General features: G+C 72.8%; 12 protein-coding genes. 7 read left to right on the forward strand and 5 right to left on the reverse strand.

All coding sequences use genetic code 11. From position 1 onward, the window contains the following. Positions 1-54 precede the first annotated feature (54 nt). Both ACZ6WN_RS15770 and ACZ6WN_RS15775 read left to right on the forward strand, forming a co-directional pair. A complete protein-coding gene (locus ACZ6WN_RS15770) occupies positions 55-1311 on the forward strand; it encodes an FAD-dependent monooxygenase (RefSeq protein WP_465865782.1) in 1257 nt (418 codons plus the stop codon). After that, positions 1308-2345 carry a hypothetical protein gene (locus ACZ6WN_RS15775; RefSeq protein ID WP_465865783.1) on the forward strand — a complete coding sequence of 346 codons (1038 nt, stop codon included), beginning with the start codon at positions 1308-1310 and terminating at the stop codon, positions 2343-2345. Before ACZ6WN_RS15770 ends, ACZ6WN_RS15775 begins: the two co-directional genes overlap by 4 nt. Here the strand turns inward: ACZ6WN_RS15775 and ACZ6WN_RS15780 are convergent. Continuing rightward, positions 2338-2766 carry an SRPBCC family protein gene (locus ACZ6WN_RS15780; protein WP_465865784.1) on the reverse strand — a complete coding sequence of 143 codons (429 nt, stop codon included), beginning with the start codon at positions 2764-2766 and terminating at the stop codon, positions 2338-2340. The genes ACZ6WN_RS15775 and ACZ6WN_RS15780 overlap by 8 nt on opposite strands. A 24-nt stretch (positions 2767-2790) precedes the next feature. After that, positions 2791-4467: a phosphoenolpyruvate--protein phosphotransferase gene (gene ptsP, locus ACZ6WN_RS15785; RefSeq protein ID WP_465865785.1), complete on the reverse strand. Its 1677-nt coding sequence runs from the start codon at positions 4465-4467 to the stop codon at positions 2791-2793. 122 nt (positions 4468-4589) lie between these two features. On the opposite strand from ptsP, the gene ACZ6WN_RS15790 reads away from it, so the two are divergent. The 5 genes from ACZ6WN_RS15790 (at position 4590) to ACZ6WN_RS15810 (ending at position 9429) form a co-directional block, all read left to right on the forward strand. Continuing rightward, on the forward strand, positions 4590-5357 hold the full coding sequence (locus tag ACZ6WN_RS15790) for a DeoR/GlpR family DNA-binding transcription regulator (protein WP_465865786.1): 768 nt from the start codon (positions 4590-4592) through the stop codon (positions 5355-5357). Beyond that, the gene (locus ACZ6WN_RS15795; RefSeq protein WP_465865788.1) at positions 5354-6319 is read left to right on the forward strand and encodes a 1-phosphofructokinase family hexose kinase; all 966 of its coding nucleotides are present in this window, start codon (positions 5354-5356) and stop codon (positions 6317-6319) included. Before ACZ6WN_RS15790 ends, ACZ6WN_RS15795 begins: the two co-directional genes overlap by 4 nt. Then, a complete protein-coding gene (locus ACZ6WN_RS15800) occupies positions 6316-8382 on the forward strand; it encodes a PTS fructose transporter subunit IIABC (protein ID WP_465865860.1) in 2067 nt (688 codons plus the stop codon). Before ACZ6WN_RS15795 ends, ACZ6WN_RS15800 begins: the two co-directional genes overlap by 4 nt. 50 nt (positions 8383-8432) lie before the next feature. Beyond that, positions 8433-8690: an HPr family phosphocarrier protein gene (locus tag ACZ6WN_RS15805; protein WP_160023680.1), complete on the forward strand. Its 258-nt coding sequence runs from the start codon at positions 8433-8435 to the stop codon at positions 8688-8690. Positions 8691-8814: 124 nt separating this feature from the next. Then, positions 8815-9429, forward strand: a complete 615-nt coding sequence (locus tag ACZ6WN_RS15810) for a DUF5134 domain-containing protein (RefSeq protein ID WP_465865790.1) — start codon at positions 8815-8817, stop codon at positions 9427-9429. A gap of 25 nt (positions 9430-9454) precedes the next feature. On the opposite strand, the gene ACZ6WN_RS15815 is transcribed toward ACZ6WN_RS15810, so the two are convergent. Genes ACZ6WN_RS15815 through ACZ6WN_RS15825 form a run of 3 tightly spaced genes read right to left on the reverse strand, consistent with a single transcriptional unit; the run spans position 9455 to position 13316 of the window. Then, the gene (locus ACZ6WN_RS15815; RefSeq protein WP_465865792.1) at positions 9455-10732 is read right to left on the reverse strand and encodes a pyridoxal-phosphate dependent enzyme; all 1278 of its coding nucleotides are present in this window, start codon (positions 10730-10732) and stop codon (positions 9455-9457) included. 2 nt (positions 10733-10734) lie between these two features. Next, on the reverse strand, positions 10735-12102 hold the full coding sequence (locus ACZ6WN_RS15820; protein ID WP_465865794.1) for an alanine racemase: 1368 nt from the start codon (positions 12100-12102) through the stop codon (positions 10735-10737). Then, positions 12099-13316, reverse strand: a complete 1218-nt coding sequence (locus tag ACZ6WN_RS15825) for a hypothetical protein (RefSeq protein WP_465865795.1) — start codon at positions 13314-13316, stop codon at positions 12099-12101. The genes ACZ6WN_RS15820 and ACZ6WN_RS15825 overlap by 4 nt, the downstream gene beginning before the upstream one ends.

Below are 13316 nucleotides of genomic sequence, written 5' to 3' on the forward strand. Positions count from 1 at the left end.
CAGATGAATACGGTGTACGCACACGACGTATTCAGCTGAGACGAAGGAGCACGAATGAGGAACCGCGACGTTCTCGTGACAGGTGGTGGGATCGCCGGGACGACCCTGGCCCACCTGCTGTGTCGCTACGGGTTCACACCGACGGTCGTGGAGCGCTCGCCCGGACCACGGACGGGTGGTCACGCGATCGACATCCGCGGCACCGCCCGCGAGGTCATCGAGCAGCTCGGCCTCGTACCTCAGGTCCGTGAAGCTCTGCTTGCCGCCCGAGGGATGGCCTTCGTCGATGAGCGCGGTCGCCGCCGGGCCAGCTTCGACCCCGACGTCTTCGGCCCCTCGGGTGGACCCGCCGCGGAGTGGGCACTGCTGCGCACCGACCTGGCCCGCATCCTCTACGAGGCGACCGAGGACGGCGTCGAGTTCGTCTTCGGCGACGCGATCGCAGAGATCACCCAGGACGTGGACGGCGTCACCGTCGCGTTCGAGAAGGGACGGACCCGACGCTTCGACCTCGTGGTCGGCGCCGACGGCGTCCACTCCGACGTGCGTCGGATGACCTTCGGGCCCGAGGAGCGCTACGTCCACGACCTCGACTCCTACCTGTGCCTCTACTCGGTCAGCTCCGCGATGGAGAACGACTGGCAGCTGATGTACACGATGCCGGGCCGCGGCGGCCGCCCCGGCCGCACCGCCGGGATGCGGCCGCTGCCAGGCACCGACCGTGCCCTGGCAGCCTTCTTCTTCCGGGGTCGCGGGTTCTCCTACGACCGGCGCGACGTCGAGGCCCAGAAGCAGATGGTGGTGCGTACGTTCCAGGAGGCGGGGTGGGCCGTGCCTCGTCTCCTGCCGCAGATCTGGAACAGCCCGGACTTCTATTTCGACCGGGTCGAGCAGGTGCAGATGGAGTCCTGGTCAAACGGTCGGATCGCGCTGGTGGGCGATGCCGCCTATTGCGCCTCACCCATGTCGGGCATCGGCACCAGCCTCGCGCTGGTCGGTGCCTACGTGCTCGCCGGTGAGCTGGCCAAGGCCGACGGTGACCACCGGATCGCACTGCCCGCCTACGAGACGGGGATGCGCGGGTTCGTAGACCGTGCCCAAGACTTCGCCCGCACCTCGGGCGACGGCGGTCTGATGCCGGACACACCCGCCCAGATGTGGCTGCGCAACCTCTCGATCCGCGCGATGCGGTTCCTACCCAGGCGGCTGGTCGGCCGCGGCCTGGAGAAGGTCGCCGACACGGTCACCCTCGCCGACCACGCCGCCCCGGCCCACGACCGGCCGATGACGACGGGAAGGGACGCCCGATGAGCGTCTCCTCCGCCGCCATGGCCACCGCCGCGCCGGTACGCGGCCGCTTGCGGGCCGCCTGGACGCTCGTCCTGATGACGACGCTGTGCGCCGAGCTGACCTTCACCGCGGTCGCCGTCCCAGCGGTCTGGATCCTGCTGCCGCTCCTGCTGGTGATGTACGGCGCCGGCGTCCTCCTCATCCGGGAGGCGACGATCCGCGTCGGGGGCGGTTGGCCCAGCCTGGTGGTGCTGGGCCTCGCCTACGAGCTGGCCGAGGACGGACTGGGTCTCCAGGCCCTGACCAGCCCGGACATGTACGGCGCCGCCGACTGGGGTCTGCGCACCCTCGGCGTCAACTGGACCTACTGGGAGTCACAGCTCGGCGTCCACGTCGTGCTCAGCGTCCTCCTGCCCGTGATGATCACCGACATGCTCTTCCCACGCCTCCGGGGACGCGCCTATCTGCGTGCCGGCGGGCTCGTGGTCACCGGAACTCTCGCGGTCCTCGGCGTGATCGGCCTCCGGGTCGTCATCGCCGGCACGGAGGACCCCGGTTACCACCTGCCGTGGGGATGGGCTGCTGCGTACGGGATGCTCATCGGGGTGCTCGCCTGGGTTGGCCTCCGGGTCCTCCCCCGGCGCCACGGCAGCGACCGGACCGACCCGGACCGCTCGGCGCCTCGCCCCCTGGTGGTCGGTCTGGTGTCGGGTTACCTGACCACGGCTTTCCTGACGACGCTGCTGCCGCTCGGTCTCGGCCCGGTCCTCCTCTTCGGGGACGCGATGGCTCCCGGGTTCCGGCTCTTCGCCGGCGCGGCGACCGCGATCGCGGCCGGCTGGCTGGTCGTACGCTGGCGCGGCGCCGCCGACTGGGACGACCGGCACCGGCTCTGGCTCGCCGGCGGCATCCTCGTCTCTCACACCGCGTTCATGATGCCCACCTCGCTCACCAGCGCGACCATCGGACTGATCACGATCTGCCTGGAGGTCGGCGCGCTGGTCCTCCTCGGGCGTCACATCCGCCGACGCGCGGAACAGGTCGCGGTCAGCTGACCCGCATGCTCAGCCCCTGACGGCAGCCGAGCATCATCTGCCGGTGGTTCCAGGTCAGGACCGGTCGCAGCGGGAGCGAGGCCAGGCCGAGCAGGCCGCGTACGACGACCTCCTGCTCGAACACCATCCGGCTTCCGCTCGGGGTGGGTGTCAGGGTCCACCGGGCGAATCCGTCCAGGTCGCCGTCGAGGCCGACCTCGAGTGCGGGCAGATCACGGCTCACGGCGTGCAGCACGATCTCCAGGTCGTAGGGCAGCGCGGAGCGGCACACCAGCAGCGCGTCGTCGTCGCTGAGCTTCGCCACCGCGCGCACCTGCGGCCACCACCGCGGATAGTGCTCGACGTCGACGAGTACGTCGCGCACCTCCTCGGGTGGTGACGGGAGCTCCCAGGTCTCGGCGAACACGTAGCGCGCGGGCATGGGCCCAGTGTGCACGGAGCCCGATCAGCCCAGGAGCGTCGCGACGGCCTCGCGGCCCTGCGCGGGTGACAGCGCGCCGAGCGCGGCCTCGGCGGCTTCGTCGCACAGCGCGGCGGTCACGGATCCGAGCCGGGCGCCGACGGCAGGGACGGCCGCAGGGGCCATCGACAGCGAGGTGATGCCCAGCCCCACGAGCACCGGGGCGAGCAGCGGGTCGGCGGCGGCCTCGCCGCAGATACCGACGGGCTTGCCGGCCGTACGCCCCGCCTCGGCGGTGATGGCGATGAGCTGCAGCACCGCGGACTGCCAGGGATCGGTGAGGTGGGCGAGGTCGGTGGCGAGGCGGTCGGCGGCCATGGCGTACTGGGTCAGGTCATTGGTGCCGATGGAGAGGAAGTCGACGACCTCCAGCATCCGGTGGGCCATCAGCGCGGCCGCCGGCACCTCGACCATGACGCCGGGCGTGAGGCCGCGGTCGCGGACCAGGGCGGCGAAGTCGGCAGCCTCCTGGACGGTGGCGACCATCGGCGCCATCACCCAGGTGTCGGCACCGGTGCGCTCGGCGGCGATCGCGATGGCGTCGAGCTGGCGCTCCAGCAGCCCGGGGTTGTCCGCGGCGAGCCGCAGGCCGCGTACGCCCAGGGCCGGGTTCTCCTCGCCCTCATGGGTCGCGAAGGCGATCGGCTTGTCGGAACCGGCGTCCAAGGTGCGTACGACGACATGGCCGCGGCCGGCGAAGGGCGCGAGCACCTCCGTGTAGACGTCGGCCTGCTCGGCCACGGTGGGCTCCTCGCGCCGGTCGAGGAAACAGAGCTCGGTGCGGAAGAGCCCGACACCCTCGACCTGGCCGGCCGCCGCGTCCCGGGCCGAGGAGCCGTCGGCAACGTTGGCGAGCAGCGCCACGGGGTGGCCGTCTGCGGTGCGGCCCGGCCCGGTCCAGGAGGCGACCGCCTGGCGTCGGGCGCGGTCGGCCTCGGCGCGGGCGGCGGCGTCCGGGCCCGGCTCCAGGTCGACGATCCCCGCCTGGCCGTCGACGAGCACGGGGGTCCCCGGCGCGATGGCGGTCGCGCCGGCTACGCCGACCAGGCACGGGATGCCGAGCTGGCGGGCGATGATCGCGGTGTGGCTGGTCGGGCCGCCCCGCTCGGTGACGAGAGCGACCACCCGGGCCGGGTCGAGGGCGGCGGTGTCGGAGGGCGCCAGGTCGGCGGCGACCAGTACGCTCGTCCCTTCGGGCACGTCCACACCGGGCTCGGGCTCGCCGGCGAGGTGGGCCAGGACGCGGCGCTCGATGTCGCGCAGGTCGGTGACCCGCTCGGCCATCAGGCCGCCCATCCCGCTGAACAGCGTCGCGAACTGCTCCACCGCCGCCCCGACGGAGGCGACCAGGCCTTCTCCGGAGCGCAGGTGCTTCTCCACCGCGACCCGCAGGCCTTTGTCACGCGCGAGGCCGGCGCTCGCGCTCAGCACGGAGGCGGCCGCTCCCGACGCGGTCTCGGCGCGGCGCGCGTAGCCGTCGGCGACGGCGGTTGCGGCTGCCTCGTAGGCCGCGAGGGCGTCCTCGGGCTGGTCGAAGCCGCGGCGTTCGAGGGCCTCGAGCGCGAGCGGGTCGACCTCGGTACGCACCACGTGGACGGGCGCCAGCACGATCCCGGGCACCACCGGGGTGCCGGAGAGAACAGATGAGTGAGACGTGACCATGACCACAAATATCTGCCCCAACCCCTTGACGAGTCAACACATTCGGGCATAAAACAACATATGTGGGCATTCACAAGTCCGAAACCCACTCGAAACCACACCGATCTTTGAAGGAGGCCCGGATGTACGCCGAGGAGCGACAGATCGCGACGGCCCGTCTCGTCGCCGAGCGCGGGCGGATATCCGTGGCCGACATCGCCGAGCGGTTCGAGGTCACCACCGAGACCGTGCGCCGCGACCTCTCCACCTTGGAGCGTCGTGGCCTGGTCCGCCGGGTGCACGGCGGGGCCGTGCCGGTGGAGGCCATGGCCGTGCTCGAGTCCGCGCTCGGCGAGCGGGAGCAGACCTTCACCGCACAGAAGGACCGCATCGCCCAGGCCGCCCTGGCCCTCCTGCCCGCCGCCGGCGGCACCATCGCGATCGACGCCGGCACGACGACCAGCAGGTTCGCCCACGCGCTACCGCGCGACCACCAGCTCACGGTCGTCACGCACGCCGTCCCGGTGGCCGCGATGCTCGCCGGCAGCGCCCAGATCGAGCTCCACCTGCTGCCCGGTCGCGTCCGCCCGGCCACCCAGGCCGCGGTCGGTGCCGAGACCGTCGACGCGCTGAGCCGGCTGCGGGTCGACGTCACCTTCGTGGCCACCAACGGGCTGTCGCTGGCCCACGGCCTCTCCACCCCCGACCACGAGGAGGCCGCGACCAAGCGAGCGCTGGTCAACGCCGCGCGCCGGGTCGTGTGCCTGACCGACTCCAGCAAGATCGGCGTCGAGACCACGCTCCGCTTCGCCGCGCTGGGCAACGTCGACGTGCTCGTCACCGACAGCGACATCGACGACGACGTCGCCGACGAGCTCCGCGAGAGCGGCCTGGAGGTCGTGATCGCATGATCGTGACCCTGACCGCCAACCCGAGCATCGACCACACCGTGATGCTCACCAGCCCGCTGCGCCGCGGCGAGGTGCTGCGCGCCGAGGGCACCAGCTCGCAGCCCGGCGGCAAGGGCGTGAACATCTCCGGCGCCGCGTACGCCGCGGGGGTGCCGACCCGAGCGGTCCTCCCCTGCCCCGACCTCGACCCGCTGGTGACCGAGCTGCGGGCCTCGGGGCTCGACGTCGTCACCGTCGGCCCGGCGGGCCGTCCGCGGATCAACACCACCGTCACCGAGCCCGACGGCACCACCACCAAGCTCAACGGCCCCGGCGCCACCGCCACCCCCGCGCTGCTGGACGCCCTGGCGGCGCGGCTCGTCCAGGAGGCCGAGCGGGCCACCTGGGTCGTCCTCGCGGGATCGCTGCCGCCCGGCGCCCCGGCCGGCTGGTACGCCGAGGTGGTGAGCGCGCTCCGCTCCACCGGTGCCCGGATCGCGGTCGACACCAGCGAGGCGCCCCTGGAGGCGCTCGCCGCCGGCCTCCCGGGCGGCGCACCCGACCTGCTCAAACCCAACGCCGAGGAGCTGGCCTCCATCACCGGCGCCGGCCCGCTCGACGACCGGCTCGACGACCCGGCCGCCGCCGCGGCGGCGGCGCGGACACTGGTCGAGCGCGGGGTCTCCGCCGTGCTCGCGACCCTCGGCGGAGACGGTGCCGTCCTGGTGACCGAGGAAGGCACCTGGCACGCCACCCCGCCGCCCACCGACGTCGTCAGCACGGTCGGCGCCGGGGACAGCTCCCTGTTCGGCTATCTCCTCGCCGACCTGCGCGGACTCTCCGCCCCTGAACGTCTCGGGCTCGCCGTCGCGTACGGCAGTGCAGCCGCCGGCCTCCCCGGCACCACCCTCCCCACCCCACCCCAGGTCCGCGCCGACCTCGTCCCGGTTCGCGACCTCGACCCCATCACCGGAGGACTCTGATGTCCGCACTCATCGCCCCCGAGCTCGTCGCTCTCGACGCCGATCTCGGCACCGACAAGCACGATGTCATCCGTGCCCTGGCCCAGCGGGTGGCCGACTCCGGCCGCGCCACCGACCTGGACGCGCTCGTCGCCGATGCGCTGGCCCGCGAGGAGGTCTCCGCCACCGGTCTCCCCGGGGGCCTGGCGATCCCCCACTGCCGTACGTCCGGGGTCGACGAGCCTGTGGTGGCCTTCGCCCGGCTCTCGCCACCGGTCGACTTCGGCGGCAAGGACGGCCCGGCCGACCTCGCCTTCCTGATCGGGGCACCCGCGGGCGGCGACGCCACCCACCTGACCATCCTGACCAAGCTGGCCCGTGCTCTGGCCCGTCCCGAGTTCGGCCAGACCCTGCGGGAGACCGACTCGGCCGAGGAGGCCGCCCGGACCATCCTCGACGCGGTCGGCGACCAGCCGGCCGCAGCCCAGAGCCCGGCTCCGGCTCCGGCGGCCGCTCCGGAGCCGACGCCGGCGCAGACGCGCTCGCTCGTCGCGGTGACCGCCTGCCCCACCGGCATCGCGCACACCTACATGGCGGCCGAGGCGCTCCAGGCCGCGGCCAGGCGGGCCGGGGTGGAGATCGCGGTCGAGACACAGGGCTCGGCCGGCGCGACGCCGTTGCCCGCCGAGACCATCGCGAACGCCGATGCGGCCATCTTCGCCGTCGACGTCGGCGTGCGTGATCGGGCCCGGTTCGCCGGCAAGCCCCTGGTCTCCTCCGGCGTGAAGCGTCCGATCGACGACGCCGACGCGATGATCGCCGAGGCGCTGACCGCCGCCGAGGACCCGAACGCAGCCCGCGTGGAGTCCGGCCGGAGCGACTCGACCGAGTCCACCTCGGCCGCCTCGGAGAGCTGGGGCGCGCGTACCCGCCGGATCCTGATGACCGGCGTCTCCTACATGATCCCGTTCGTCGCCGCCGGCGGCCTGCTGATCGCGCTGAGCTTCCTGCTCGGCGGCTACGACATCACCGACGTCTACGGCACGGTCATGGTCGACAACACGATCACGAACCTCCCCGACGCCCAGGCCCTCGGCCTCGACCACGCCCTCTTCGACAGCGGTCTCGCCGTCTACCTGGGCGCACTGTTCTTCGTCATCGGCAAGACCGCGTTCATGCTGTTCATCCCGGCGCTGGCGGGCTACATCGCGTACGCCATCGCCGACCGCCCCGGCATCGCGCCGGGCTTCATCATGGGTGCGCTGGCCGCCAACCTGTTCGGTGTGGTCAACGCCGACGGCGTCGCGGCGCCGGCGACCGGGTTCCTCGGCGCGATCGCGGGCGGTGTGCTCGCCGGCGTGATCGCCCACTGGGTCAGCGGGTGGCGCGTGCCCAGCTGGGCGCGCGGCCTGATGCCCGTGCTGGTGATCCCGCTGGTGACCTCGATCCTGGCCGGTCTGATCATGATCATCGTGCTCGGCAAGCCGATCAACTGGCTGATGGAGCAGCTCACCGACGGCCTCGCCGCCCTGGACGGCACCAGCGCGGTCGCCCTCGGCGCGGTGCTCGGCCTGATGATGGCCTTCGACATGGGCGGCCCGCTCAACAAGGTCGCCTACAGCTTCGCCGCCACCGGCGTCGGTGCCGCCTCGCTCGCCGCCGACTCCCCCGAGCTGCGGATCATGGCCGCCGTCATGCTCGCCGGGATGGTCCCGCCGATCGCGCTGGCGCTGGCCACCGTCGTACGTCCTCAGCTGTTCACTCCCGCGGAGCACGAGAACGGCAAGGCCGGCTGGCTGCTCGGCGCCTCGTTCATCACCGAGGGAGCCATCCCCTTCGCCGCAGGCGACCCGATGCGCGTAATCCCCGCGATCATGGTCGGCAGCGCGGTCACCGGCGGCCTGTCCCAGCTCTTCGAGGTCGGCGTCCGCGCACCGCACGGCGGCATCTTCGTCCTCTTCGCGGTCACCAACGTGGTCGGCTACCTGATCGCACTGGCCGCCGGCGTGATCGTCGGTGCCGGCATGGTGATCGCGCTCAAGTCCGTCGGCCGCGCTCCCGTCCCGGCCCCCGCCGCCGGCTGAAGCCGGCCGGCGCATCCCGCACCAGCACACCCATCAACCGAAGGAACGCCATGCCCACCCAGACCGTCACCGTCGGCTCCGCCGTCGGCCTGCACGCCCGCCCCGCCGCGATCATCTCCGAGAAGGTCGACGAGCTCGGCGCCGAGATCACCCTCGCCGTCCCCGGCGGCGAGCCGGTCGACGCGGCCTCGTCGCTGCTGATCATGACGCTCGGCGCCGCCAACGGCGACAAGGTCGAGGTCACCGGCCCCGACCAGGCCGCCGTCGACACCATCGCCGCGCTCGTCGCGCAGGACCTCGACGCCTGACCGAGGCATCACCCGGGGCGTGGATGTTCACCGAGGTAGCTCGGTCGACATCGCCGCCGACGCGGGCCGCCCCATCTCGAAAGTCCGGCCACCTTCGACCCGCTGAGGCACTACGTTTGATCGTATGGTCGGACCGCCGTGGGACCTCCTTCTGACCGGCGCATTCGTGATCACCGGAACCCTGGGCGTCTGGACTCTCGTCGTCGGCCCCGACCGAATCCGCCCTCCGGGACGGCCGCTGCTGGATGCGTACGCCGTCCTGCACGTCAACCATGCGGCGATGAGCGCCGCGATGATCGCGATGATCTGGGTGATCCTCTGGGGTGTCGCCGTCTGGGCTCAGGTCGTGCTCTTCGCAGTCCTGGCGCTGGCGCTGCTGCCCGGTCTGAGACGCGCGAGCGGCAGGGCCCACCGCGCCGACCTGGCCGGACATCTCGCCCTCAACGCCGCGATGATCTGGATGCTCGCCGCGATGCCGTTGCTCATGGCCGGCATGCGCACCCCGAGCGGCCACGAGCACGCGGGCCATGGCGGCGCGGCAGCGGTCACCCCTGCGGCCGCCGGGCACACCCCGGCCTGGGCGATCGCGGTCAACTCGGTGTTCGTCGCCGTCTGTCTCGCCGGGGTGCTCTGGTGGCTCCTGCGGGCGACGGCGGTGCGCGAGCACCGTCTGCCCGCCCTCGGCCACGGGCTGATGGCCGCCGGGATGGGCACGATGCTCGCCCTCCTTCCCACGTGATGCCCCGGCGGCGTACTTCTGAGAGTCAGACGCCCGCGAGCGGCCGGCCGCTGTCCCGCCAGCCGAGGACGCCGCCCTCGAGGTTGTAGGCCCGACGACCCGTCGCCGCGGCCCGAGCGGCGAATCGCGCCGAGCGGTCCCCCGTCGGGCAGACGAACACCACCCGGGACGCTTCCGAGAACGGCATCCCCGCCTCCATGACCTGCTCCAGCAGGTCGTCGCGGAGGTTGATCGCCCCAGGGATGTGGCCCGCCTGGAAGGCCAGCGCGGTGCGTACGTCCACCACGACCACGTGCTCGCCGGCGGCCGTCCACGTATCGAGGTCCTCAGGAGCCGCCGACGGCGCCGCCGCCGCAGGAGCGGGAGCGGCCGCGCCGAACAGGTCGGGACGGCGGTGGCGGTAGTAGGAGAGGTACGGCTCCATGCGGTCGCACGCGATGATGACCGCAGTGACCGGGCCCCCGGGGCCGGCCAGGAGCCGTTCCCGGGCGGCGGCATAGGCAGCCCCGGTGGTGGGCCCGGCGAGCACGCCGTGCCGCCTCGCGAGCTCGAGGCTCGCGGAGATGGCGTCGGCCGAGTCGACCGCGGCGATCGCGTCGTAGAAGCCGGGTTCGAACAGGCCGACCTCCCACATCTCCGCCGCCGAGCGGATGCCGGGGATGAAGTCGCCCTCCGCCGCGACGACGCCGACCACGGCGGTCTCCGGGTTCCGCTCGCGCAGGTACGTCGCGGCCCCTCGGGTGGACCCGGTGGTGCCGAGACCGCCCACGAGCAGGTCGACCGGACCCACATCGCGGTAGATCTCGCGGCCGGTCTCCTCGTAGTGGGCGCGCAGGTTGTCCTCGTTGGTGTACTGCGAGGTGTGGTGGTAGCGGCCGGGCTCACTCGCCATGAGATCGCCGATCACCCCGAACACGTCGTTGGGCGCGGTCGGGTCCGGGCACTCGGAGAGGCCGGGCATCTCGGTCACCTCGGCACCCAGCAGCGACAGCATCTCGCGGACCTCGCGCACCCGGACCCGGTTGGTGAAGGCACGGAACCCGACCCCGTGCATCGAGGCGATGATCTGGAGCGCCTTCGCGGTGTTGCCGCTCGATGCCTCCAGGACGACCCGCTGCTCCGCGGCGATCTCGCCGATGTGGTCGCGCAGCAGCGCCCAGGCGACCCGGTCCTTGACCGAGCCGAAGGGGTTGGCCGACTCCAGCTTGAGGAGGATCTCCGCGTCGGGGACGCCGTGCGCTGCCGGGTCGAGCCGGAGCAGCGGGGTGTTACCGATCATGTCGAGCACGCTGTCGTAACGCATGGTCAGCTCCCGTGGGTGTCGTCGGCGACGAAGGTGAACCGCTCGCCGTCCAGGACCGCGGCGACCTTCGGCGGCGGCGGGTGCCCGGCGGCAGCGGAGGCCGAGAGGTCCATCTGATAGGCGGCGGTGTTCACGAACGCGAGGACGTCGCCGCTGCTCGGCTCGGACTCGAGGAACACCTTCCGGCGGCTCACCAGGTCCGACTCCAGACACAGCCGCCCGGCGAGGAACACGCCCTCGGCCGGCGGATCGCCGTGTCCGTCGACGAGGACCGGGTCCAGCAGCACCTCCTGGTCCGCGGGGGTGATCTGGTTGCGGGAGAGGTCGAGGACGACCAGGTCGCGCCCGGCGGCGCGCTTGCGGTAGAGCACCTCGGCCAGGGTCAGACCGGCGTGGTCGACCAAGGCCTTGCCGGGTTCGATCCACAGCGTGAGCATGCACTCGCGCAGGACCTCGGCGACCGGACGCCGCTCGATCTCGGCGGCCAGGAACCGCTCCAGGACGTCGGTCGCGGGGCGGTGGTTGCCGTACTTGTGCGCGGCCGCGCCAGCGTGCCGGAGTCCGACGTCGTGACCGGGCCACACCAGCTCTCCCGGGGGCGCGGTGGCGAGCGCCTGCGCAAACCGCTGGAACGGCTCTGGTTCCTCGATGAAGCGCTGCCGGAACCCGCCGCCGATGTCGATCACCGAGGGTCGCAGGCCCTTGCGGTACGCAGCGGACACGACCGCCATCGACTCGGTCAGCGCGTCCACCCGGGCGGCCGGGTCGGCGGTGTCGAGATGGAAGGCGACACCGCGCAGCTCGAGCCCGGGGGCGCGGCGTACGGTCTCGAGGGCGGCATCCGCGTCGCCGAGGTCGATGCCGAACCGGGAGGGCGGCACCACCGGCGAGGCGAAGCCGGAGAGCCGCAGCAGGACCGGGACGGCGCTGCCGGCCGGCGCGGCAGCGGCGAGCCGGTCGAGCTCCCACAGGTCGTCGGCGTTGGCGGTGACCCCGAGCGCGGCGATCCGCTCGATGAACGCCCGCGACTTCGGGCCGGTCGCCTCGATCCGGTCCGGCGCGAACCCCGCCGCCAGGGCCCGGTCGAGCTCGGTCGCGGAGGCCACGTCCGCACCGAGCCCGGCGGCGGCTGCGCCGGACAGGAGCGCGGCCGAGGCGTTCACCTTGTGCGCGTAGAAGATGTCGTACGGCACACCGTGGCGCCGCAGCACGCCGGCGAGCGCAGCGGTGTTCTCTGCCATGACCTGGGGAAAGACCACGTGCAGCGGCGACCCGAACCGGTCGAGCGCCTCGTGCACCGCGGCGGCGTCGGCGAGGAAGCGGGCGGCGATCGGGTGCCGGGCGGCCGGGAGCGGGAAGCGTTGACTCACCCCTCGGCCACCGTGTAGCCGCAGTCGCGCAGGTCGGCGAAGACCCGGTCGCGCTGCCCGGCGTCGATGAACCTGGCCCGCACCCGCTTCCCGTGCAGGTCCACCTCGATCAGCTCGGCGGCCTGGGCGTCGAAGACCGCCGTGATCGTCACCCGGCAGTGCCGGCAGGTCATGTCCGGGACCCCGAACTCCTGCTCTCCCGCGGCGAACCGTACGTCCCGCACGGCGGAGTCGGGGATCTCGGCGATCCGCACCGACCCGACCGCGGACCGGAACGCGCCGGTGAGCGCCTCGGCGACGGCGGCGAGCGGCTGGACGCGCTGCCCCTCGACCTGGTGCGCCCGCTGCCCGAGACAGACCGGCCGCTCCTCCGTCGGCAGCAGGGCGTACTGCCGCGAGATCTCGTCGAGCTCGACGTGGTGGCGTTGGATGGCGGCGCGCACCCCGAGGCCCTCCTGGCGGGCCCGGTCCATCACCTCGTGGGCATCGGCGATAGTGCGGCGCTTCATCTCGGCGAGCAGCGCGACGGTGTCGGCGGTGTAGCGCAGCCGGCCACCGGCCCCTTCCAGGCTCACCGGGATCATGCCCCTGCGGTAGGTGGAGGCCTGCAGCTCCCAGAACCAGGTCGAGGCCACCGTGCCGTAGAGCCCCGAGGCGTGCATCGCCTCGGCGAACTCGACCGGGTCCTCGATGCCGACCTGTCCGGCGAGCATGCCGTGCTGGACGAGCGCACGGCCGGCGGCCTCGGCGCCGACGCGGAAGATCTCGGCGGGCTCCTGGTCGGTGGTGGTGTCGGCGAGGATGTCGAGCTCGTCGTCGCCGAGCGCGTCCGCACGCGCGAGGACGGGCTCGGCGCCCGCGAGCGCGTCACCGACGGCGATCACGGCCTCCCGGGCCGCGATCGGCAGCACCGGGCCGAGCGGGCCCGGTCCGATGTGGCCACTGTTCGCGATCCCGCGGGAGTCGCGCCAGGTGATGCGATGCGTGGCGGTGACGACCTGATCGGGCCGGCACGGCCGCATGAAGGACTCCAGGTAGCGCCGCTGTCCGGTGGTGAGCGGTCCCCCGGGCTCCGGGCTGAGCTCCTCGATGCGGTAGTCCACCGACACCGGCGCGGTGACCGGTGCCGGGCCGGTCAGGAAGTCGGCACCGGCCACCTCGGCCAGGATGCGGGCGGCGGCGGCGCGGTCGTACCTGATTCCTTCATTCTGCAC

Source organism: Nocardioides sp. NPDC054178 (assembly GCF_055585005.1).